Genomic DNA, 23296 nt, shown 5'->3' with positions numbered 1-23296 from the left:
GCCGCACGGCGCTGCGGCGCGCAACGCTGGCGGCCCAGTCCAACAATGAAAATGCACGGGCCGCGCGAGCGCGCAGACGCCAGGGGAAACGCGGCGAAGTAAACGAATGGAACATGTGGCGGTGACAACGCTCGTTGGCCCGAGTGGGGAATGTGCGCGGTGCAGCATAAGCCCGTGCGCCTCAGCCAACAAAAAAGGCGGCACCCAAAAGTGCCGCCCCCTCAAACCTTCCCGCCATACCGCCGCGGTTACCGCACCTTGCCCGCCTTCCACGCGGACAGCAACTGCTCGTACTTCACCGTTTCGCCCTTCGGCTTTTCGTTAGCGAGCTTCTTCCACGGCGCGTGCTGATCGGACAGCCACTTCGACGGATCGCTTTCCGCATTCAACTGCGGCGCGCACACCTTCATGCCCGCGCGCTGCAGCCGGCTCATGACCTGGTCCATTTCCTTCGCGAGATTATCCATCGCGGCTTGCGGCGTCTTTTCGCCCGCCACCGCGGTCGCGACGTTCTTCCACCACAATTGCGCCATCTTCGGATAGTCCGGCACGTTGTTGCCGGTCGGCGTCCACGCGACCCGCGCCGGGCTGCGGTAGAACTCGATCAAACCGCCGTACTTGTCCGCGTTCTTGGTGAAGTAATCGCTATGAATGTCGGAATCGCGAATGAACGTAAGACCGGTGATCGACTTTTTCAGCGACACGCTCTTGGACGTCACGAACTGCGCATACAGCCACGCGGCGGCGCGCTGGTTCGGCGGCGTGGACTTGAAGAACGTCCACGAGCCGACGTCCTGGTAGCCGTTCTGCATGCCGTCCTTCCAGTACGGACCGTGCGGCGACGGCGCCATGCGCCACTTCGGCGTACCGTCGGCATTGGTCACGTTGCCGGGCTTGAGCATCGACGCCGTGAACGCGCTGTACCAGAAGATCTGCTGCGCGATCTTGCCTTGCGCCGGCACGGGGCCCGCTTCGCTGAACGTCATGCCCGAGGCTTCGGGCGGCGCGTATTTCTTCAGCCAGTCGATGTACTTCGTCGTCGCGAAGACGGCGGCCGGGCTGTTGGTGCCGCCGCCGCGCGAGACCGATGCCCCGACCGGATGACAGCCATCCGGCGTCACGCGAATGCCCCATTCGTCGACCGGCATGCCGTTCGGAATGCCTTTGTCGGCCTCGCCCGCCATCGAGAGCCACGCATCGGTGAACCGCCAGCCGAGCGACGGATCTTTCTTGCCGTAATCCATGTGCCCGTAGACCTTCTCGCCGTCGATCGTCTTGACCTCGTTCGTGAAGAAATCGGCGATGTCCTCATACGCGGACCAGTTCACCGGCACGCCGAGTTCGTAGCCGTATTTCGCCTTGAACTTGTCCTGCAAGTCCTTGCGCGCGAACCAGTCGGCGCGGAACCAGTAAAGGTTGGCGAACTGCTGGTCGGGCAACTGATAGAGCTTCTTGTCGGGCGCCGTCGTGAAGCTCGTGCCGATGAAATCCTTCAGATCGAGACCGGGATTCGTGTACGGCTTGCCTTCGCCCGCCATGTAGTCGGACAGCGGCACGATCACGCCATAGCGATAGTGCGTGCCGATCAGATCCGAATCCGAGATCCAGCCGTCGTAAATGCTTTGACCGGATTGCATCGACGTCTGCAGCTTTTCGACGACGTCGCCTTCCTGGATGATGTCGTGCTTCACCTGAATGCCGGTGATTTCGGTGAACGCCTTGGCCAGCGTTTTCGATTCGTACATGTGCGTGTCGATCGTTTCCGACACCACGTGAATCTCCTTCACGCCCTGCGATTTCAGTTTCGCGGCCGTGTCGACGAACCACTTCATTTCGTCCATCTGCTGCTGCTTCGACAGCGTGCTCGGCTGAAATTCGCTGTCGACCCATTTCTGCGCCTCGGGCATGCCGGCCAGCGCCGCGTGGTTCGCAAAGGCCCCCGCGACAATGCCCGCGACCGCGAGCGCGACGATCCGTCTCCTCTGTTGCATGGTCTTCTCCTGTGTCTCCACACCCCTTGGATCATCTTCCTGCGCCCGCCCGGGGCATCAACGGGAGCCGGTATTTTTTCAGTTGCGCCGCAGCGTCAGCCTTTCCACATGATCGCCAGAAGCACGAGCATCGAGGCCGCGAAGCCCGGCCACGCATTCGCGCCTTCGGCGCCGATGCCGATCCACGCGAGGTTGATGTACGCGGCGGTGAGAAGGCCAATGAACAGCCGGTCGCCGCGCGTGGTGGCGATCGGCAGAAAACCCTTGCGTTCGATGGTGGGCGAACGGAGTTCCCACACGGTCATGCCGGCTAGCATCAGCACCACGCAGCCGAAGAAGATCGCCACCTCGGGCGTCCAGTACATCCACGTCAGCATCACACTCTCCCCATTGCGAAGCCCTTGGCGATGTAGTTGCGCACGAAGTAGATCACCAGCGCGCCCGGCACGATGGTGAGCACACCCGCCGCCGACAGCACGCCCCAGTCCATGCCCGCCGCCGACACGGTGCGCGTCATCACGGCCGCGATCGGTTTCGCGTTGACGGTGGTCAGCGTGCGCGCGAGCAGCAGTTCGACCCAACTGAACATGAAGCAGAAAAACGCCGTCACGCCCACACCCGATTTGATCAGCGGCAGGAAAATCTTCACGAAGAAGGCGGGGAACGTATAGCCGTCGATATAAGCGGTCTCGTCGATTTCACGCGATACGCCGGACATGAAGCCTTCGAGAATCCACACCGCGAGCGGCACGTTGAACAGCATGTGGGCGAGCGCGACGGCGATATACGTGTCCATCAAACCGACGCTCGAATAGAGCTGGAAGAACGGCAGCAGGAACACGGCGGGCGGCGTCATGCGGTTGGTGAGCAGCCAGAAGAACATGTGCTTGTCGCCGAGAAAGCGGTAGCGCGAGAACGCATACGCGGCGGGCAGCGCGACCAGCACCGACATCACCGTATTCATCAGCACGTAGATGATCGAGTTGATGTAGCCCCAGTACCACGAGGGATCGGTGAAGATCACCTTGTAGTTCTCGAAGGTCACGTGATGCGGCCAGATGGCGAACGTCGACATCGTTTCCTCGTTGGTGCGCAACGAGATCGACAGCATCCAGTAGAGCGGAATCAGCGCGAACAGAATGTAGACGAGCAGCACCAGCGTGCGCGTCCAGCGGCGGTCATTGCGCATGGTCGTCTCCGGTGGCGGCCGCGGTGCCCGTGGTGGCGGGGCCGCCCTTGCCGACGCGCTCCATCCAGTTATAAAGGATGAAACACAGCAGCAGGATGATCAGGAAATAGATCAGCGAAAAGGCCGCGGCCGGGCCGAGGTCGAATTGGCCGACCGCTTTTTGCGTCAGATACTGGCTCAGGAACGTGGTGGAGTCGCCGGGGCCGCCGCCGGTCAGCACGAAGGGCTCGGTGTAGATCATGAAGCTGTCCATGAAGCGCAGCAGCACCGCGATCATCAGCACGCCGCGCATCTTCGGCAACTCGATGTAGCGGAACACGGCGAAGCGGCTCGCGCCGTCGATTTCGGCGGCCTGGTAGAACGCGTCGGGAATCGCGCGCAATCCGGCGTAGCAGAGCAGGGCGACGAGCGGTGTCCAGTGCCAGATGTCCATCACCAGCACGGTGACCCACGCGGCGGTGGGGCTCGCGGTGTAGTTGTATTCGATGCCCGAGACGTTGAGCACGTAACCGAGCAGGCCGATATCCGGGCGGCCGAAAATCTGCCAGATGGTGCCGACCACGTTCCATGGAATCAGCAAGGGCATGGCGAGCACGACGAGCGCCGCCGACGCGCGCCAGCCCGAAGCCGGCATCGCCAGCGCAAGGCCGACGCCGAGCGGAATCTCGAACAGCAGCACGCACGCCGAAAAGATGATCTGCCGGCCGAGCGCGCCGCGCAGGTCGCCGTCGTTCATGATCGCGCGGAACCACTCGGTGCCGACGAACACATGCTGCGTCGGGCTGATGATGTCCTGCACCGAATAGTTGACCACGGTCATCAGCGGCAGGATCGCGGAGAACGCGACGCAGATGAACACCGGCACGACCAGCAGCCACGCCTTCTGGTTGATGGGCTTGTTCATCGTGCGATCCTTTCGTCGTTGGCGAAGAACACGGTTTCGGGCGCGGCGAGACGCAGCCAGAGCGAGCCTTCATTCAGTTGCACATGAGGATCCACCTTCGCCTTGAACACATTGCCGTCGCATTGCGCGGTGACCAACTGGTAGTTGCCGAGTTGTTGCGTGCGCAGCAGTTGCGCCTTCACCGCGCCGGCCTCGCCGCTGCCGGCGAGGCGCACGAACTCGGGGCGGATGCCGAGCGTCAGCGTGCCGTTCGCATGCTTGAGCGTGGCGAGCGTGTTCGCGTCGAGTTGCAGGCGCTGCGAGCCGACTTTCACGCCATCGGCATCGAGATCGACCGGGCACAGATTCATCCCCGGACTGCCGATGAAATAGCCCACGAACGAATGATCGGGCCGCAGGAACAGCGCTTCCGGTCCGCCTTTCTGCACGACGCGGCCATTGGTCATCACGACCACTTCGTCGGCGAACGTGAGCGCTTCGACCTGATCGTGCGTGACGTAAATGAGCGTGAGCTTGAGTTGCTGATGGATCTTCTTGAGCTGACGGCGCAGGATCCACTTCATGTGCGGATCGATCACGGTGAGCGGTTCGTCGAACAGGATCGCCGCGACGTCCTTGCGCACGAGCCCGCGCCCGAGCGAAATTTTCTGCTTCGCGTCCGCCGAGAGATTGCTCGCCTTGCGCGGCAATTCGCGCGTCATGTCGAGAATCTCCGCGACTTCATGCACGCGCTTGCGCACTTCGGCGGCGGCGATCTTGCGGTTGCGCAGCGGAAACGCGAGGTTGTCGAACACGCTCATCGTGTCGTAGATCACCGGGAACTGGAACACCTGCGCGATGTTGCGCTCGCGCGGGCTCATCGCGGTGACGTCGCGTCCGTCGAACAGCACCTTGCCTTCCGACGGCGTGACGAGTCCCGAGACGATGTTCAGCAGCGTGGACTTGCCGCAACCGGAGGGCCCCAGCAGCGCATACGCGCCGCCGTCTTCCCAGACCATGCTCATCGGCTGCAACGCGTAATCCTCGAGCGAGGCGGGAGCGGGGCCGTGATGCGCGCCGGGTTTCACACCGGGTTTCACACCATAAGCGTGCGCGAGATTCTGAAACTCAATGCGCGCCATGAGTCGCCTCCGGGCCGGACAGCAGTTTGGTGTCCGCGCCGAATATGAACAGTTCGTCGGGGTCGATGAACACGTCGAGCTGCGTGCCGAGTTCGATCTGATGCACGCCCTGCAACTGCGCGATCAGGTCGATGCCGCCGGTGTGCGTATGCAGGTGCAGGAAGGTTTCGGAACCGCTCAGTTCGGCGAGTTCGAGCCGGCACGGCACGGCGACCGATTGCGCCGTGCGCGGCGCGAGCCGCAAGTGGCCCGGGCGAATGCCGATGCGGCACGTGCCGGCGCCGTTCGCCGCCTGCCTGACCGGCACCTCGATGCCGATCGGCAGACGCGCGGTGCCCTGGGCGGTCAGATCGCTGACGAGCATGTTCATCGGCGGATCGTTGAAAACGGCGGCCACTTCGACGCTGGCGGGCGCGTTGTAGACGTCGAGCGTCGGGCCGTGCTGCAACACGCGTCCCTTGTCGACGATCGCCGTATAGCCGCCGAGCAGCAGTGCCTCCAGCGGCTCGGTGGTCGCGTAGACCACGGTCGTCTTGCCGTCGGCGAAGAGCGTGGCGAGTTCCACGCGTAATTCCTCGCGCAGCTTGTAGTCGAGATTCACCAGCGGTTCATCGAGCAGCACCAGCGAAGCGCGCTTGACGAGCGCGCGCGCGAGCGCGCAGCGCTGCTGCTGGCCGCCGGACAGTTCGGCCGGACGCCGTTGCAGCAGATGTTCGATATGCAGTCTCGCCGCGACTTCATTGACGCGCCGCGTCACTTCGTCGGCGGCGGTCTTTTGCAGTTTGAGCGGCGATGCGATGTTGTCGAACACCGTCATCGCCGGATAGTTGATGAACTGCTGATAGACCATCGCGAGGTTGCGTCGCCGCACGCTCACGCCGGTGACGTCCCGGCCGTCGGCCAGCACGCGGCCCGTGGCCGGCTTGTCGAGTCCTGCCATGACGCGCATCAGCGTGGTCTTGCCCGCCTGGGTCGGCCCGAGCAGCACGTTGATGGCACCGGGGACGAGCCTCAGATCGACGCCGTACAGATGCGTCTGCCCGCCCGAAACGACGGTGACCCGCTCCAGTTCCAAGACCAAATTGCTCTCCTTTTTTGTGTCGCTTTTCGGTGCTGCGGTTGCTGCTGGACGTCAGATAGCCGCGCTGGCGGCGTCGCGTTCATGGCCCGTTCAAGCGGGCGGCATTCGCCTGCGCGCCCGGCGGGCGAAATGAACTTTCAGCGCGCCGTGAGGCGAAAAGTTGCGGGCTGGAACCTTGCTTGAGGTGGTGTTGCTCATCCATTTGTCTCCGGCTTTTTTATGCCGCTGCTCTGTATGCGAGGCGGGTACTTATGTTCAGAATGGAAATCAAAACAACAAATAAGATGTTCCTTTTTGTTCGTTTACGTATAAATCGGGGTTAACCATACAAATGCGAAACATTTGTGGTCGATACCCCTTACGAGCGATGGAATAACGGATTACGCAGCCGGCATGCATGCGCGGCGGTCTGAAAGTTGGCGGTCAGCGTAGCAGAAAGAGGCGGCAAGAGGAGATCGCATGGGATGCGATATTTGGTGGGGCGTCCCGCAGACCCTTGAGCCCGCGAATCGCCATCCTCGAACCGTGTTGAAGGTATGCGCGCGGGCGGCGCGAGAGCGCGCCGGCAGGCGCGAACCGGCCCTACAGGCCGATGCGGGTCTCGGCAGCCGGTCCGTTCACTCGGGGAGCGTTGTCCGTATGGGCCGGCTCTTGTGTATAGGAGGGATGCCAGCCGCCGAGCAATCGGTCGATCGCCTCCCGAGCGTCGCGCAACGCGTCGGCCAGAGACTCGCTGCTCGACGCGACGTGGGAAAAACCGGTCCCGCCGCGCTCCCGCACGGCCATCAGGCGTCCGCCCAACTGCCGCGTGATCGTGCGGCGCAAGCGCACGCCGTGGCCGTGGCCGTCGTGCGGCACGGCTTCGATCAGTACATGAAATCCGCGATACGTTTCGCTGAGTTGTTGCGCCATGTTCGAGCCGTCGTCAGGAAGAGTGAGCGTCAGACGGCAGCCGCCGCCTCGACGGGCCGCTTGAGCAGCCCAACGGCGAGCGCCGTCACGATGGTGCCCGCCGCGATCGCCACCACGTACATGGCCAGATGCGTGACCGCGTTCGGAATCGGCAGCACGAAAATCCCGCCGTGCGGCACCTTCAGTTCGACGCTCGACGCCATCGAAATCGCGCCCGTGATCGCCGAGCCGATCACGCACGCCGGGATAATCCGCATCGGGTCGCGCGCGGCGAACGGAATCGCGCCTTCCGTGATGAAGGCCATGCCGAGCACCGCGGCGGCGTTGCCGGCTTCGCGTTCGTCGGTGACGAAACGGTTGCGGAAGATCCACGTGGCGAGCGCGATGCCGAGCGGCGGCGTCATGCCGGCGGCCATTGCGGCCGCCATCGGCGTGTACACCTGACTCGCGATCAGGCCGGTGCTGAACGCGTAGGCCGCCTTGTTCACGGGACCACCCATGTCGAACGCCATCATCGCGCCGAGCAGCAGGCCGAGCGTGACCGCGCTGCCGGTCTGCATCGAGCGCAGCCAGTCTTCGAGGCCGTGCAGCGCGGTGGCGACCGGCGTGCCGACCACGTAGATCATCAGCAGGCCGACCACGAGCGTCGACACCAGCGGGATGATCAGCACGGGTTTCAGTCCTTCGAGATTGCGGTGCAGTTTCAGCTTGCGGCTGATCAGCAAGGCCGTATACCCGGCGAGAAAGCCGGAGATGATGCCGCCCAGAAAACCTGCCCCGAGGCTCGCGGCGAGCATGCCGCCCACCATGCCCGGCGTGATGCCCGGCCGGTCGGCGATCGAATACGCGATGTAGCCCGACAGCACCGGCACCATCAACGCGAAGGCCGACTTCGCGCCGATCTGGAACAGCGCCCATGCGAGCGTGCCTTTATGAGCGTCGTCGAATGCGTAAATGCCGCCCAGGGCGAACGAGATCGCGATCAGCAAACCGCCCGCGACCACGAACGGCAGCATGAACGACACGCCCGTCATCAGGTGACGATAGGGGCCGGACGACTTCGCCGAGCGTTGTTTCTTGGCCGCCGCGACCTGGTCTGCGAGGGCGCCACCGCCCGCGCTTGCGCTCTGAGCGGCTCCGTCGACGGTCGCCTCGGCGATCGCCCTTTCGATCAGCGCCGCGCCTTTGCCGATTGCGCCTTTAGTGCCCGTTTCATAGAGCCGCTTGCCGCGAAAGCGGCTCTTGTCGACCTGCGTATCGGCGGCGATCACCACGAGGTCCGCCGCCGCGATCTGCTCGTCGCTCAGCGTGTTCTGCGCGCCGACCGAGCCTTGCGTTTCGACGTGAATGTCGTGTCCCAGCGACTTCGCGCCTTGCGCGAGTCCCTCGGCGGCCATGAAGGTGTGCGCGATGCCGGTCGGGCACGAGGTAATCGCGACGATCTTGAGCGCGCGCGGCGAGGTTTGCGCGGCCGCGGCGTTCCTCGGCGCATCCGCGCCGACGCTCGCCGCCACGCGCGCCAGCACCGCATCGGCTTCGCGGATCGCATCGTCGAGCGAAATGCGATGAATCGTCTTGCCCGCGAACGGCGTTTCGTCGACGCGCTCGCCCGCGTCGGCGGCGATCAGCACAGCGTGCGCCGCGTCGATCTGCTCGGCGTTCAACGGCTCGTGAACGCCGAGCGCGCTGCGCGTTTCCACCGCGAGCGAGGCGCCGCGTTTTTGCGCCGCGCGGTTCAAGGCTTGCGCCGCGACCATCGGCGACGCGCTTTGTTGCGGGGACGATACCAGTCCAATCAGCTTGTCCATTGCTCTCTCTGGCTTACACGGCTTGATGTTGGGTGACGCGCGGCGGATTCGCGGCGACGCTGAAGGTGACGAGTTCGACTTGCGCGGCGAGGGCGTCGAGGCTCGCGTGATCGGGCAAGTGCGGGCCGACCCGCGCGAGCTTGCCCGCCGCGAACGCGGTGGCCCGTTGGCCGACCGAGGGCCACGGGCGCGCTTCGATGAGACTCGCGACGAGGCCCGCCACCAGCGCGTCGCCCGCGCCGACCGTGCTGGACACCGGCACGCGTAAAGGCGCGGCGCGCCAGCCCTCGTAGGCTGATGTCTTGTCGCCCGATGCGCGCGTCACGCCCAGCGCGCCACGCTCGCCCAGCGAAACCACCCCATACGCAATGCCGCGTTCCACGAGTTCGCAGGCCGCATGAATCAGCGCGTCGTCGTCGGCGAGCGAGCGGCCGAGCGCCGCTTCCAGTTCCGCGCGATTCGGCTTCACCAGATCCGGCAGACCGTCCGGCTCGCCGGCGCGCAATGCGTCGGCGAGCGGCGCGCCGCTCGTATCCAGCGCGACGCGCGCGCCCGCCGCATGCAACGCACGCGTGATGCGCCGATAGAACGACACGTCGACACCCGGCGGCAGACTGCCCGCCAGCACGAACCAGCGCCCAGGCTCGGCGAGTTCGACCACGCGCCGCTCCAACGCGTCGACATCGGCCGCGCCCGGCAGCGAGGTCGCGAGATTGATGTCGGTGGTTTCGTTGCGTGCGGTATCGACGAGCTTCACGTTGATGCGCGGACGTCCCGCGATTCGCACGAAGCGGTCGACGATGTGCTTGTCGGCGAACATCGCGTCGAATGCGGCGGCGTCCTCGGCGCCGAGCAGGCCCGTGGCGATCGTCGTCATGCCGTAGTCGGCGAGACAGCCCGCGACGTTCACGCCCTTGCCGCCCGCGTTGAATTCGAGCGACGCCGCGAGATTCACCTCGCCGAGCGCGAGGTTGGCGACGCGCACGGTTTGATCGAGCGCCGGATTCGGTGTGACGGTGACGACGGTTTTCATGCCGCCGCCTTGATCTCGGTGTTATCCAGCGCGCGGACCGCGTCGACGTCCTCGCAATCCAGCGCGCGGCGCGCGAGCGCCTGCATCGCGTCGAGCCGCGACGCGCGCAGCCGCGATTTGACGGCGGGAATATCGCGCGAGCTCATCGACAGTTCGTCGACGCCGAGACCCGCGAGAATCGACGCGCCGAGCGGATCGCCCGCGAGACCGCCGCATACGCCGACCCATTTGCGATGGCGGCGCGCGCCGTCGACGGTCTGCTTGATCATGCGCAGCACGGCGGGGTGCAGGCTCTCGGCCATGCGCGCGAGTTCGGGATGCTCGCGGTCCACGGCCAGCACGTATTGCGTCAGATCGTTGGTGCCGATCGAGAAGAAATCGACCAGCGCGGCGAAGTGATCCGCGAACGCCGCCGCCGACGGCGTTTCGACCATGATGCCGAGCGGCACTTTCGGCGCGTCGAGTTCGGCGCGCACGGTTTCGGCGAGCGCGATGGCCTGGCGCGCCTCGTCGAGCGTGGAGACCATCGGGAACATGATCCACAGCGGGCCATCCTTGGCGGCGCGGTAGAGCGCGCGCAATTGCGGCACGAACAGGTCCGGGCGGCGCAGGCACAGGCGCACGCCGCGCACGCCGAGGAACGGATTCGATTCGTGCGGCAGGTTCAGATACGGCACCTGCTTGTCGCCGCCGATGTCGAGCGTGCGAATGATCAACTGACGCCCGCCGCTCGCTTCGACCATGCGCCGATAGCAATCGTATTGTTCGTCTTCGCTCGGCGCGTCGTGGCGCTCCAGAAACAGGAACTCGGTGCGCATGAGTCCGACGCCGTCCGCGCCGTTGGCGAGCGCGTCGCGCACCTGGTCGGGTCGCGTGATGTTCGCGCCGATCTCCAGCACGTGGCCGTCGAGCGTCGCGGCGGGCAGCGCGCGGTTGGCCGCCGCGCGCTGCGCTTCCTCGGCCAGTTGCAATTGCGTTTGCCGCGCGCGCTCGCGGTCGCGCGCCGACACGCCGACATAGAGACGACCGCCGCTGCCGTCGAGCACCGCGTCGCTGCCGTCGGCGATCTCCATCAACGCCGCGCCGCACGCGACCGCCGCCGGCACGCCGAGCGTGCGCGCGAGAATCGCGGTGTGCGACGTGGGTCCGCCCGACACCGTGCAGAAGCCGAGCGTGACGGCCGGGTCGAGCATCGCGGTGTCGGAGGGCGTGAGGTCTTCGGCGATCAGGATGGCGGGCGTGTCGAGCCGCGTGTCGGTCGCCACGTTTTCGCCGAGGTGCTTCAGCACTCGCCGCGCGACGTCGCGCAAATCGGTGGCGCGCGAGGCGAGCAGCGGATCGGGCAGGGCGGCGAGGCGCGCGGCCTGTTGCTCGGCCGCCTGATGCCAGGACCAGGCCACGCCGTGGCCGTCGAGCAGCAGACGCGCGGCTTCGGTGAACAGGTCCGTGTCGTTCAGCAGTTCGCGATGCGCCGCGAAGATTTCGGCTTCCGCCGCGCCGAGGCGCGCGGCGGTGTCGCGGGTGAGGGCGTCGAGTTCGTCGGCGGTTTTGCGCAGCGCTTCGTCGAGCCGATGCGTGGCTTCGACGGTCTCGCCGGGGCGGTCCTGAATTTCCAGGCGCGCGGTGCGCAGCACGCGTACCGGTCCGATCGAAAAGCCGGGACCGGCGCTGACGCCTTCGAACACCGTCGCCGGGTCGAGCGGCGTCCACGATACAGGCTGTGCTTTTTGACGGCGCGCGCGAGCCGCCGCGGCGCGCTCGTGTTCTTCCGCCGACAACGCTTCGATGGTGCGTTTCAACGCGGCCAGCGCGTCCGCCGCATCGACGCCTTGCGCGGACAACACCAGGTGCGCATTCGCGGTCGCGCCCAGTTGCAGCAGGCTGACGAGGTTCTTCGGATCAGCGGCGAGCTTGCCGTTGCGCACGCGCAAGGCGGCCTGATAGCGCTTGGCGGTCGCCACCCAGGCGCTGGCCGGGCGAGCGTGCAAGCCGTGCGGATAGTCCAGCACCAGTTCGACGCCCTGCTCGAAATCCGCGGGCGTCGCGTCGATCACCTCGGCGGCGTTGGCGGCGTTGGCGGCGGCGCCGTTCAGCGCGTCGACCAGCACCTGTGGATCGCGCGCTTCGACCAGCGCCTGCAATTGCCGCGGATCGCCGATCAGACGCGTGAGACGTTGCAGCAGCGCGATGTGTTCGTCGGATTGCGCGGCGATCGCGACCACCAGATTGGCGCGCTCGCCGTCGTGCCATTCGACGCCTTCGGGCAATTGCAGCACGGCCACGCCGGTGCGCCGGATCAGATGGCGGTCTTCCTGCATGCCGTGCGGAATCGCGACGCCGTTGCCCAGATACGTGTTCGAGACTTTTTCGCGGCCCTGAAGACTGTCGACGTAAGCGGGCTCGATATAACCGGCGGCGGCCAGCAACTGGCCGGCCTGGACGATCGCCTCGTGTTTCGAGCTTGCACGTGCGTTCAGTCGAACCAGCTCTGCGGTAAGCAGCGACGGCATCGCGTCTCCTGAAATCGAATCGTTGAAGTGTGCCTATTGGAATCGATACCACTTTGCGCGTCAAGCCTGAACCGGTGTTACGGATTTCAGTGAAAATCGCGGAAAGCCAGGTAGAATGGCCGGAAAACGCCAATTGGCCGGTACTCGCCGCGACGCGGCGAATTCACTGGCATGAATGCAATCCAGGGAAAATACTGAGCGGTTCAAGGAATCGATACCACTTCATGAATCTACGAATCAAGGATGTTGCCGAAGCGGCAGGAGTGTCGGTCACGACCGTCTCGCGTGTGCTGTCGAACAACGGGCCGGTGCGCGATGCGGTGCGTCAGCGGGTGCTCGGCGCAATCGAGCAATTGGGTTATCGCCCGAACGCCGCCGCGCGTCGGCTGCGTTCGGGCGACACGGCCACCATCGGCCTGATCGTGTCGGACGTGCGCAACCCGTTCTTTACCGAGGTCAGCCGCGCGGTGGAAGACGCCGCATATCAGCAGGGGCTGCGCGTGATTCTCTGCAACACGGACGAAAACAGCGAAAAGGAGGCGATGTATCTGCGGCTCATGGAAGAGGAGCGCGTGACGGGCTGCATCTATTCGCCGACTCACGACGCCGCGCAGCGCTTCAAGGCGCAGGCCTACGATTTCCCGGTGGTGATGATCGACCGCGCCGGTCCCGCGGGCAGCGCGGATGCGGTGGTGCTCGATAACCGCGACGCGGCGGCGCGTCTCGTCGAGCATCTGGTAGAGCGGGGCTATCGGCGCATCGCCGGGCTGTTCGGCAACGCCAGTACCACGGGCCGCGAACGTCACGACGGTTTTGCGCAGGCGCTGGGTCGGCATGGCTTGCCGGTGCGGGCGGAGTTCGTCGAGCCGAGCCCGGAGAGCGCGCTGCGGCATGTCGGCGCGTGGCTCGCCGACGATCCGGCGTCGCGGCCGGATGCGATCGTCGCGAGCAACGGCTTGCTGCTGCTCGGTGCTTACCGTGAAATGCGGGCGCGCGGCGCGACGCCCGGCGCGGACATCGCGCTCGCCGGTTTCGACAACGACTCGTGGACCGATCTCGTGACGCCGGGCATTACCGTCATCGCGCAGCCGGTGTACGAGATCGGCAAGATCGCCATGCAGTTGCTGACACAGCGGCTCGCGGACCCGTCGATGTCGACGCGTTCGCTGGTTCTGCCCGGCGAGTTGGTGATTCGCGGGTCGACGGCGGCGCGGTAGGTGGGGGGTAAGGCGGCGCCTTGTCTGTTCGACGCGCTTCCCACGTTTGTATCGCGTCGGTGTTTGGGAGCGCTTTGCTGTTCGATCTCGGTTATGTCGGGCCGGCGGTCGCTGTGCGCGCTGTGGGCCGCAGGGCTGATTTCATCGAGCGCGGGTTGGTGACGAAATTCGCCGCGGGCGTGACCGGCGGCTTTGGCTTTGGCTTCCGCTTCGCGCTTGCGGCGAGCGCGTTCTTCGCGTTCATGCGCGTGCTGGGACGAGGCTGAGCGCAAGGCTCGGTACTCGCCCGACCTCGTAGTTCGCCTCTTCGACCCCTTCGGCTAGTTCAACCCCTTCGACTAGTTCGAACCCTTCAGCTAGTTCAAACCGTGGCGTCTCAAGCCGACTCACTCAACGCCGGCTCCCTGACGATCTGTTCGAGGATCGCCTGCATCAAGCCCGGAAAGCGGGCGTCCAGTTCCGCGCGCCGCAGCGAATTCTGATGCACGGTGCCGGCGACGCGCGTGCGCACCAGCCCCGCTTCACGCAGGATCCGAAAGTGATGGGACACGCTCGACTTGGGGCGCCCGCCGTCGAGTTCGCCGCAGGTGGCTTCTTCGACCAAGGCGAGCCGCCGGACGATATCGAGCCGGGCGGGGTCGCTGAGAGCATGGAACAGCCGTCCGAGCGTCAAGTCCTCGGCGGCGGGATGGTTATAGGTGCGCATTGTGCAGATGGTAAAGGTTTCTGCGATACTCATAGTTCGATGTTTATCGAACTATCGTACGAGCTTATACACAGGAGTTTAGCCCGATGTCCGCATTGTTTCAGCCCTACAAGCTCAAGGACGTCTCCTTGCGCAACCGCATCGCCATTCCGCCGATGTGCCAGTACACCGCCGAAGACGGCCTGATCAACGACTGGCACCGCGTGCACCTCGCCGGTCTCGCGCGCGGCGGCGCCGGCCTCGTGATCGTCGAGGCCACGGCGGTGTCGCCGGAAGGCCGCATCACGCCGGGCTGCGCCGGCATCTGGACGGACGAGCAGGCGCAGGCCTTCGCGCCCGTGGTCGCGTCCATCAAGGCGGCGGGCGCGGTGCCGGGCATCCAGATCGGTCACGCGGGCCGCAAAGCCAGCGCCAATCGTCCGTGGGAGGGCGACGACCATATCGCCGAGGGCGACAGCCGCGGCTGGCAGACCATCGCGCCGTCGGCGATCGCGTTCGGCGGCAATCTGCCCAAGGTGCCGAAGGCGATGACGCTCGACGACGTCGCCCGGGTTCGCGAAGACTTCGTCGCCGCCGCACGGCGCGCGCGCGACGCGGGCTTCGAATGGCTCGAACTGCACTTCGCGCACGGCTATCTGGGCCAGAGCTTCTTCTCGACGCACTCGAATCAACGCGACGACGCCTACGGCGGCAGCCTCGAAAACCGCAGCCGCTTTCTGCTGGAAACGCTGGCGGCGGTGCGCAAGGTGTGGCCGGAACATCTGCCGCTGACCGCGCGCTTCGGCGTGATCGAGTACGACGGACGCGATGAGGAAACGCTGGCGGAGTCGATCGAACTGGCGAGGAATTTCCGGCGCGAAGGGCTGGACATGTTGAGCGTGAGCGTCGGCTTCTCCACGCCGGGCGCGGCGATTCCGTGGGCGCCGGCGTTCCTCGCGCCGATCGCCGAGCGCGTGCGCCGCGAGGCCGGGATTCCGGTGTCGTCGGCGTGGGGTATCGATACGCCGGAACTCGCGGACCGCTCGGTGAAGAACGGGCAACTGGATCTGGTGATGGTCGGCCGCGCGCATCTGGCCGACCCGCACTGGCCGTATCACGCGGCGCGCAAGCTCGGCATCGAACGGCCTTCGTGGACACTGCCGGCGCCGTACGCGCATTGGCTCGAACGATACGCGGTGGCGTAAGCCCGGAGCGCAAATCGCTTGCCGGGGCGTGACTGCACGCGGCCGCATGGGATGCCCGTTCATGGCTCCGGCGCTGTCGTTCGCTAATAAGCGGAGCGCGATATAGGTTCGCCCCGAGGATACGAGAGCGCAAAAAAGCGCGCGGCGCAGTGAGGTTCGCTTCACTCCGCCGCGCGCTTTTGCCGCTTAAAACTATCGCTGGGGACCAGCCGCTTAGACCCACCGCCCAAACCCACCGCTGAAACCCATCACATCACTCAACCCACCGCGCTTCACAACCGCTCACGATGCTCCGTCGAAGGCCTTCGAATGACGCTTTCGATGATCGGGCAACCGTGGGATCGTTGATCGTCGGCGAGCTCATTCGCACGTGAAACACCCTTGATCTCATGCGTTCTGTTTTGTACGCGCCGGCAGCGAAACGAGATATGAGCGAGCCGCTCGTCGAACTCCATTCAACAATTATTTCGCGCGATGTCATCGCGCAAGCGGCTCCGGGCATCACTTCAGGGCGAGCTTGATGATGCAGCCAAGAACGAAGATGAGTAGGGCGGCGGCAACGGCCATGTTCAGTGGGTAGCGCATTCTTCTTCACCCAGGCACTAACGTTAAAGTGCTTTCATCGTCAATCACCTGACGGAAGATGAAAAGTGGGCAGTGAAGCGGCTATGTGGGACAGCTAACGCTGCGCGCCGAACGGGCTGCGCAGCGTGTTGGCGGGAGCGCTTCCAGTTTGCGCCTGGCTCGTTTCAAGGCGTTGCCGTGGACGCGCGCCGACGCAAACAGGCTGCGGCACGGTTCCGGCGCGAACTCATCGCGCATGTTTTCTCACTGCGATTGAGCCGGCGGCTGCATCGCTGGCGGCATGCCGCGCGGCAGCTTGTTCGCCGCGGCGAGATCTTCCGCGAGACTGGTGCGCAGCGTCGCGATCGCCTGGTCAGGATTGGCGGGCTTCAACTGCTCGCGAGCCAGCGAGTCGTACACGAAGTGACGCAGCATCGGATCTTGCGTCTTGTTCAATACCTCGTGATACACCGCGATGATGTCGGCTTCACGGCCGGTCATGGCATACAGGCGGCGTAACTGTTCCAGGTCGTTGATCACCGCGAAGCCAGGACCGATCGGTCCCATCATCGGACCCATCGGTCCATGCGGCGGGCCGTCGCCGCGTTCCGTCTTGCCATGCGCAGGGGTGAACATGGCTGGCGGCGGTGAGGCTTCCTCGGCAAGCGCGGCCGTCGCCGACACGGTCAACAGGGCGGCCAGTGCCGCGCTCGCAAATCTCTTGTTCATGATGTCGCTCCCTCTGGACAGCGTCGACGCAACAGTGCGTCGGCATGGGAGCAACGATAAGCGACGTGCCGGTTTGCCGCGTTACCAAAGCGGCGCGGATCGCTTACCGAACCTTGCATGCCGCGCAACCGCAACCGCAACCGCAACCGCAACCGCAACCGCAACCGCAACCGCAACCGCAACCGCAACCGCAACCGCAACCGCAACCGCGAATGCCGTGAAGCGCGCGGCATCGAGGCCAGGGTGCGCCCGCTGGCGCAATCATCCTGGATGGCGCATGATTGAAGCAATGTGCCGTCCGACCCCACAACGTTCACGCGTCGGCGGGGCGCGCGGCGCACGCGAGGCCATCGGTGCATGCGTGAGAGAAGCACATCGCGGCGATGCACCGCGGGCGAGTACTCAACCGTGAAGGAGGATTTCGCATGGACCGACCTGACGCCGCCAATCCGTTTGGCGATTTCACCAAAATGCTGGAGCAGTTCAAGCTCCCCGGCTTCGACGTACCCGCCATCATGGAAGCGCGACGCAAGGACGTGGAAGCACTGGTTCAGGCGAATCAGACGGCCTTCCAGGGCATGCAGTCGCTCGCGCAGAAACAGGCCGACATGTTGCGCACCACGCTGAGCGAGTTGCAGTCGCTGACGGGGCAGTTGTCCGCCGGCGGCGCGCCGTCGCCGAAAGCGGCGGAGTTGATCCAGCAGAGTCTGCACAAGTCGCTCGCCGACATGCAGCAACTCGCGCAAGCCGCCTATCAGACGCAAGCCGAGTCGTATGCGGTGATCGCGAAGCGCGTCGAGGAAAATGTTGCGGAGCTCAAGTCGCTCCTCGATCAGCAGAAAAAGTAGCCGGCGCCCGCGCGTTCGATCGCGTCGGCATCACGAAGAAGGCAAGCCGACGCCGCGGATAACCCCGAGTTGTCCGCGGCATTTTTATTGGGCGAAACGATTCATGTCGCCGCTTTCGTTTCGCATGAAAGGCTTCGCATGAAGGCGTCTCTTTGGCCTAGCTGCGCCGCGCTGTCCGCTTGGGCCGTGTTCCCTTGACGGCGGCTGCGTCTTCCGATTGCAACGGCGGTGCCGCCAGTACGGAAGCTTCGGACACTACCGCTCGATCCGCTGCCTGCACCACGATCGTCGGCGCGACCGGTGCCGCGTTCGACAGTGGCGTTGCCGGCTGCTTTGCCGAAGGCAATGGCAATGGCAATGGCAACGGCGCATGCGGCGCGACCGTCTGCACGTCGGTCCGCACCACAGCCTGCGTCACCGGCTGCGCAGCAGTTTGCGTCGCGGACGGCGCAGCCGCCTTGCGTCCCGCGCCGGTCCGCGCGACGCGCCGCGGCGCTGACGGCGGCGTCGCCTTCGTCGGCGGGGCCGCCGCTTCGCGCGGCTGCGACTTGTCGCCGGCCTCCGCGATCACCCGATGCACGAAGCGCAGCTTTCCCACCACCGGCGCGGCCAGCGTGAACGGGTAGCCATCCGGCATGCCGAGGCTGCGGTTCAGGCTGTTCAGCGCATACGTGAGCGGAAACCAGCGCTTCATCAGATTATCGAAGCTCGCGTCTTCCACCGGCGTGCGGTCGGTCAGGGTCGGTTCGCTTGGGTCGTCGGGCAGCAGCGCGACACCGTATGACGTCGCGGTGTCGAGCACGTCGACGATCAGCATGTAATGCGCCCACGTCTCCGCCCAGTCTTCCCAGGGATGCATCGTGGCATACGCGCTGATGTACGACGCCTGCCATTCGGCCGGCGCGCCGTCACGATAGTAGGCGGTGAGCGACTCGCCGTAATCGGCGCGCTCGTCGCCGAACAGCTTGCGATACGGCTCGATCCAGCGCGGGTTGTTCTCCACGAGCTGGCTGAAGTAGTAATGGCCCGTCTCGTGACGGAAGTGGCCGAGCAGCGTCCGGTAAGGCTCGCCCATCGCGCTGCGGATTTTCTCGCGGTAGGCATCGTCGGCTTCAGCGATGTTCAGCGTGATCAGGCCGTTGTCGTGGCCGGTCATCACGCGCGAACCGTCGTCGCTGTCCTCGAGGAATTCGAAGGCGAGCCCGCGTTCGGGATCGGTCTCGCGCGATTTGACGTCGAGGCCGAGCGCGGCCAGCGTGTAAAGCAGACGCCGCTTGGCCACCTCCAGGCGATACCAGTAGAGCCGGTTTTCCGGCGCGCTCAGATTCGGAATCGTTCGGGTTAGCTGACAGGCGCGGCACAGCGTGTCCGGCGAGTCGGCGGGGATCATCCAGTTGCAGACGTTTTCGACGGCGTAGTTGTGGCACTGGCGGAACAACGCACCTTCGGCGCCCGGATGCAGGCTGCGCCAGCGTCCCTCGCCGGCGTCCTCGAACGCGCTGATCTCGGCCAGTTCAGGCACGTAGCCCAGCAACGCCTCGCAACGTTCGCAGCGAACGTTTTCGTAGAAGACGAGATGCGAGCAGCGGTTGCAGTGGAAGGTTTTCATGGGTCGAGCCCGAGTAGTGAGTGGCGGTCATGGTGAGCATGGCGTGCTTTGGCCGCGGGCGGCGCGCGGCGACCACGGCGCTTCTCGAGCGTCGCAATCGTCGTACCGCATTTGCCACAGGTCACTGCTTTAACGCACATTACGTGCATGATCGTGCATCGGCGCTGCGCCGCTTTGGTGCGCCGCCTTGTAAAAGGCAGTGGAAAGACGCGCTGTTCGATCGACCGGACGATCGGCGCACGCGGCAAACTTTGCAGCAGGCTGTCATCCGGAGCAAAGCAGACGGTTCGCGCGGTTTTTCGCGCTTGTTCCACAAACGGCATGAAGCTTGCTTTTTGGCGGGCTGCCATCCTTCGTCCAGGAGTCCGTGTGTCCATACGCGTCGCGTTGAATCATGTCACACATTACCGCTACGACAGGCTGGTTTCGCTGTCGCCCCAGGTCGTGCGTCTGAGGCCTGCGCCGCATTGCCGGACCCCCATTCTGTCTTATTCGATGCGGGTCGAGCCGGCCGAGCACTTTATCAACTGGCAGCAGGATGCGTTCGCCAACTATCAGGCGCGGCTCGTCTTTCCCGAGAAAACGCGCGAATTCAAGGTGACCGTGGACCTGGTCGCCGAGATGGCCGTCTATAACCCGTTCGATTTCTTTCTGGAACCATCGGCCGAGCAGTTTCCCTTCGACTATTCGCCCGACCTCGCGCTCGAACTCGCGCCGTACCGCGTCAAGCGCGCGATGACGCCGCGCTTCAGGGAGTTCGTCGCGAGCATCGACCGCACGCCGGCAGGCACCGCCGATTTCCTCGTCGCGCTGAACCAGCGGCTGCAACGCGAGATTCGCTACCTGATCCGCATGGAGCCCGGCGTGCAGACGCCCGAGGAGACGCTGGTGAGCGCGGCGGGGTCGTGCCGCGATTCCGGCTGGCTGCTGGTCGAGACGCTCAGGCAACTGGGGCTGGCGGCGCGTTTCGTGTCCGGCTATTTGCTGCAACTCGCGCCGGACGTCAAATCCATCGACGGCCCGAGCGGCACCGAAGTCGACTTCACCGACCTGCACGCGTGGTGCGAGGTGTATCTGCCGGGCGCGGGCTGGATCGGACTCGATCCCACTTCCGGCCTGCTCGCCGGCGAAGGGCACATTCCCGTCGCCTGCACGCCCGAGCCCGGCAGCGCCGCGCCGATCTCCGGCGCGGTCGACGAGTCCGAGGTCGAGTTCGAGCACACCATGTCGATCGAACGCGTGCTGGAGACGCCGCGCGTCACCAAACCGTTCAGCGAGGACGTGTGGAGCGACGTGCTGAAGATGGGCGCACAGGTCGACGAACGCCTCGCCGAGATGGACGTGCGCCTGACGATGGGCGGCGAGCCGACCTTCGTCTCGGTGCGCGACCGCGACGCCGCCGAATGGAACACCGACGCGCTCGGCCCGACCAAGCGCAGCTACGCGGTCACGCTGATGGAGAAGCTGCGCTCGCGCTACGGCGCGAACGGCTTTCTGCATACCGGCCAGGGCAAGTGGTATCCGGGCGAGCAGTTGCCGCGCTGGGCGATGTCGCTGTACTGGCGCGCCGACGGCGAGCCGTGCTGGCAAGACGCCACGCTGTTCGCCGACGAACGCGAGCCCGGCACCTATACCGCCGACGACGCGAAACGCTTCCTCGCGCACCTGGCCGCGAAGCTGGAGCTCGACAAGGACTGCATCCACGCCGGTTTCGAGGACGTCTGGTACTACCTGTGGCGCGAGCGCCGTCTGCCGGTCAACGTCGATCCGCTCGACGCGCGACTCGACGACGAGCTGGAGCGCGTGCGCTTGCGGCGCGTATTCGACGCGGGCCTGGGCGGCGCGACCGGCTATGTCCTGCCGCTCGCGCGCGAGCGCGACGTGCCGCACGAGCCGCCCCGATGGGTCACCGGCCGCTGGTTTCTGCGCGACGAGCACATGTTCCTGATTCCCGGCGACTCGCCGATGGGTTATCGGCTGCCGCTCGACTCGCTGCCGTGGGTGTCGAAAACCGACTATCCGTATCAGCACGCGCACGATCCGTTTGCGCCGCCGGTGCCGTTGCGTTCGGCCGCGCAGCTGCGCATGCAGTTCGACGGCGACTCCCGCAAGATGACCACCGCCGACGCGCGGCGTGTGGCGGGGTTGTCGTCATCGGCGGCGGAGTTGTTGAGCGGCATGGCGGGCAGCGGCGCGCTGGGCCATGCAGCCGACGCCGACGCGGCAAACCTGTCGCCGCCCGCGCGCGGGGAGTCGTCGAAGGACACGGTTCGCACGGCGATCTGCGTCGAGGCGCGCGATCCCAAACGTGCCGCCGGACCGAAGGCCGAAGCCGAGACGTTCGGCAGCGGCCGCACGCTCCTGCATGTGTTCATGCCGCCGCTCACCGAACTGGACGATTACCTCGAACTGCTCGCCGCGATCGAGGCCACGGCGGCCGAGTTGCGGATGCAGGTGGTGATCGAAGGCTATCCGCCGCCGCGCGATGCGCGTCTGAAGGTGCTGCAGGTGACGCCGGACCCCGGCGTGATCGAGGTGAACATTCATCCGGCTTCGAACTGGGAGCAACTGGTCGATCACACCGAGTACCTGTACCAATCCGCCGCCGAAAGCTATCTGAGCAGCGAGAAGTTCATGACCGACGGCCGCCATACCGGAACCGGCGGCGGCAATCACTTCGTGCTCGGCGGCGCGACGCCCGCGGACAGTCCGTTCCTGCGCCGTCCCGATCTGCTCGCGAGCCTGATCGCGTACTGGCACAACCATCCTTCGCTGTCGTATCTGTTCTCGGGGCTCTTCATCGGGCCGACCAGCCAGGCGCCGCGTATCGACGAAGCCCGCAACGACCAGGTGTATGAACTGGAAGTCGCGTTCCGCGAATTGCAGCGGCAGATCGATCTGCTCGGCGGCCGCGACAGCGCGAACCTGCCGGCGTGGATGATCGACCGCTCGTTGCGCAACATTCTGATCGACGTGACGGGCAACACGCACCGCAGCGAGTTCTGCATCGACAAGCTCTATTCGCCCGATGGCCCGACCGGGCGCCTCGGCCTGCTCGAATTGCGCGGCTTCGAAATGCCGCCGCACGCGCGCATGAGTCTCGTGCAGCAGTTGCTGCTGCGCGCGCTGGTGGCGCGCTTCTGGCACACGCCGTACACGCAGCGGCTCACGCGCTGGGGCACCGAACTGCACGACCGCTTCATGCTCGGCACCTTCGTGAAGATGGATTTCGACGACGTGCTCGACGAACTGAACCGCGCGGGCTTCGCGTTCGACAGCGGCTGGTTCGCGCCGCACTTCGAATTCCGCTTCCCGCTGGTGGGCGAGGCGACGGTAAACGGCGTCTCGCTGACGATCCGCAACGCGCTCGAACCCTGGCACGTGATGGGCGAGGAGGGTTCGCCGGGCGGCACGGTGCGTTACGTGGATTCGTCCGTTGAGCGGCTCGAGGTGCGCGCGCTCGGTTTGAACGATAACCGCCATGTGCTGACGGTCAACGGCGTGCCGGTTCCGTTGCAACCCACTGGGCGCGTCAGCGAATATGTGGCCGGGGTGCGCTTTCGCGCGTGGTCGCAGCCATCGGCGCTGCATCCGACCATCGGCGTGGATGCGCCGCTCACGTTCGACCTGGTCGATACATGGAGCGGCCGCTCGGTCGGCGGATGCCAGTATCATGTCGCTCATCCGGGCGGGCGCAACTACCAGACCTTCCCGGTCAACGCTTACGAGGCGGAAAGCCGGCGGCGTGCGCGGTTCTTCGCATCGGGGCATACGCCGGGGCCGCTCGCGGTCGATACGCCGCAGCGCAGCCTCGAGTTTCCGTTCACGCTGGACCTGCGCTATTGGTAACCTGGTAGACTGACACGCCGCGGCATATCCAGCACGCCGCG

The 23296-nt window shown here is 65.4% G+C and carries 19 protein-coding genes and 1 pseudogene; 6 read left to right on the top strand and 14 right to left on the bottom strand.

The genetic code is table 11. The annotated features are described in order from the left end of the window. Positions 1-248 precede the first annotated feature (248 nt). The 10 genes from CUJ90_RS21240 to ptsP all read right to left on the bottom strand — a co-directional run bounded on the left by CUJ90_RS21240 (position 249) and on the right by ptsP (position 12549). Entirely contained in the window at positions 249-1991 is a 1743-nt protein-coding gene (locus tag CUJ90_RS21240) for an ABC transporter substrate-binding protein (protein WP_083082654.1), read from the bottom strand. Positions 1992-2086: 95 nt separating this feature from the next. Next, positions 2087-2368 (bottom strand): DUF2160 domain-containing protein, encoded by a 282-nt coding sequence (locus CUJ90_RS21235; protein WP_073430828.1) that lies wholly within the window; start codon positions 2366-2368, stop codon positions 2087-2089. Then, on the bottom strand, positions 2368-3180 hold the full coding sequence (locus CUJ90_RS21230; RefSeq protein WP_073430829.1) for a carbohydrate ABC transporter permease: 813 nt from the start codon (positions 3178-3180) through the stop codon (positions 2368-2370). Before CUJ90_RS21230 ends, CUJ90_RS21235 begins: the two co-directional genes overlap by 1 nt. Further along, entirely contained in the window at positions 3170-4084 is a 915-nt protein-coding gene (locus CUJ90_RS21225; RefSeq protein ID WP_083082646.1) for a carbohydrate ABC transporter permease, read from the bottom strand. The genes CUJ90_RS21230 and CUJ90_RS21225 overlap by 11 nt, the downstream gene beginning before the upstream one ends. Further along, entirely contained in the window at positions 4081-5205 is a 1125-nt protein-coding gene (locus CUJ90_RS21220; protein WP_114163866.1) for an ABC transporter ATP-binding protein, read from the bottom strand. Before CUJ90_RS21220 ends, CUJ90_RS21225 begins: the two co-directional genes overlap by 4 nt. After that, positions 5192-6286 (bottom strand): ABC transporter ATP-binding protein, encoded by a 1095-nt coding sequence (locus CUJ90_RS21215; protein WP_114163865.1) that lies wholly within the window; start codon positions 6284-6286, stop codon positions 5192-5194. The genes CUJ90_RS21220 and CUJ90_RS21215 overlap by 14 nt, the downstream gene beginning before the upstream one ends. Before the next feature lie 582 nt (positions 6287-6868). Then, positions 6869-7198 (bottom strand): DNA-binding protein, encoded by a 330-nt coding sequence (locus CUJ90_RS21210; RefSeq protein ID WP_114163864.1) that lies wholly within the window; start codon positions 7196-7198, stop codon positions 6869-6871. A 29-nt stretch (positions 7199-7227) separates the two neighbouring features. Further along, positions 7228-9006, bottom strand: a complete 1779-nt coding sequence (locus tag CUJ90_RS21205; protein ID WP_114163863.1) for a PTS fructose-like transporter subunit IIB — start codon at positions 9004-9006, stop codon at positions 7228-7230. Positions 9007-9019: 13 nt separating this feature from the next. Beyond that, the gene (locus CUJ90_RS21200) at positions 9020-10039 is read right to left on the bottom strand and encodes a 1-phosphofructokinase family hexose kinase (RefSeq protein ID WP_114163862.1); all 1020 of its coding nucleotides are present in this window, start codon (positions 10037-10039) and stop codon (positions 9020-9022) included. Then, a complete protein-coding gene (gene ptsP, locus CUJ90_RS21195) occupies positions 10036-12549 on the bottom strand; it encodes a phosphoenolpyruvate--protein phosphotransferase (RefSeq protein ID WP_114163861.1) in 2514 nt (837 codons plus the stop codon). The genes CUJ90_RS21200 and ptsP overlap by 4 nt, the downstream gene beginning before the upstream one ends. 224 nt (positions 12550-12773) lie before the next feature. On the opposite strand from ptsP, the gene CUJ90_RS21190 reads away from it, so the two are divergent. Beyond that, positions 12774-13766 (top strand): LacI family DNA-binding transcriptional regulator, encoded by a 993-nt coding sequence (locus CUJ90_RS21190; protein ID WP_114163860.1) that lies wholly within the window; start codon positions 12774-12776, stop codon positions 13764-13766. A gap of 74 nt (positions 13767-13840) precedes the next feature. Then, the gene (locus tag CUJ90_RS21185; RefSeq protein ID WP_114163859.1) at positions 13841-14032 is read left to right on the top strand and encodes a hypothetical protein; all 192 of its coding nucleotides are present in this window, start codon (positions 13841-13843) and stop codon (positions 14030-14032) included. A gap of 110 nt (positions 14033-14142) precedes the next feature. Here the strand turns inward: CUJ90_RS21185 and CUJ90_RS21180 are convergent, their stop codons facing one another. After that, entirely contained in the window at positions 14143-14472 is a 330-nt protein-coding gene (locus CUJ90_RS21180; protein ID WP_073430839.1) for an ArsR/SmtB family transcription factor, read from the bottom strand. 86 nt (positions 14473-14558) lie between these two features. Between CUJ90_RS21180 and CUJ90_RS21175 the strand changes: the two genes are divergently transcribed. Beyond that, the gene (locus tag CUJ90_RS21175; RefSeq protein ID WP_114163858.1) at positions 14559-15656 is read left to right on the top strand and encodes an NADH:flavin oxidoreductase/NADH oxidase; all 1098 of its coding nucleotides are present in this window, start codon (positions 14559-14561) and stop codon (positions 15654-15656) included. Between the two features lie 828 nt (positions 15657-16484). On the opposite strand, the gene CUJ90_RS21170 is transcribed toward CUJ90_RS21175, so the two are convergent. Beyond that, entirely contained in the window at positions 16485-16949 is a 465-nt protein-coding gene (locus CUJ90_RS21170) for a tetratricopeptide repeat protein (protein ID WP_114163857.1), read from the bottom strand. Positions 16950-17066: 117 nt separating this feature from the next. Between CUJ90_RS21170 and CUJ90_RS32685 the strand changes: the two genes are divergently transcribed. Continuing rightward, a complete protein-coding gene (locus CUJ90_RS32685) occupies positions 17067-17234 on the top strand; it encodes a hypothetical protein (RefSeq protein ID WP_161553713.1) in 168 nt (55 codons plus the stop codon). 140 nt (positions 17235-17374) lie between these two features. Then, a complete protein-coding gene (locus CUJ90_RS21165; RefSeq protein WP_114163856.1) occupies positions 17375-17797 on the top strand; it encodes a phasin family protein in 423 nt (140 codons plus the stop codon). A 544-nt stretch (positions 17798-18341) separates the two neighbouring features. Here CUJ90_RS21165 and CUJ90_RS21160 read toward each other — a convergent pair. Further along, positions 18342-19406 (bottom strand): annotated as a pseudogene (locus tag CUJ90_RS21160) (zinc-binding metallopeptidase family protein); the annotation flags it as partial. Further along, positions 19403-19756 (bottom strand): hypothetical protein, encoded by a 354-nt coding sequence (locus CUJ90_RS32450; RefSeq protein ID WP_143031965.1) that lies wholly within the window; start codon positions 19754-19756, stop codon positions 19403-19405. The gene CUJ90_RS32450 and the pseudogene CUJ90_RS21160, both read right to left, overlap by 4 nt. Positions 19757-19775: 19 nt before the next feature. Here CUJ90_RS32450 and CUJ90_RS21155 point away from each other — a divergent pair, with 19 nt between their 5' ends. Next, entirely contained in the window at positions 19776-23255 is a 3480-nt protein-coding gene (locus CUJ90_RS21155) for a transglutaminase family protein (RefSeq protein ID WP_114163854.1), read from the top strand. The last annotated feature ends 41 nt before the right edge of the window (positions 23256-23296 follow it).

This window comes from Paraburkholderia terricola, assembly GCF_003330825.1.
Taxonomy (GTDB): Bacteria; Pseudomonadota; Gammaproteobacteria; order Burkholderiales; family Burkholderiaceae; genus Paraburkholderia; species Paraburkholderia terricola.
The sequence above is the reverse complement of the archived record's forward strand: the minus strand, read 5'-3'. Positions and strand labels throughout refer to the sequence as shown.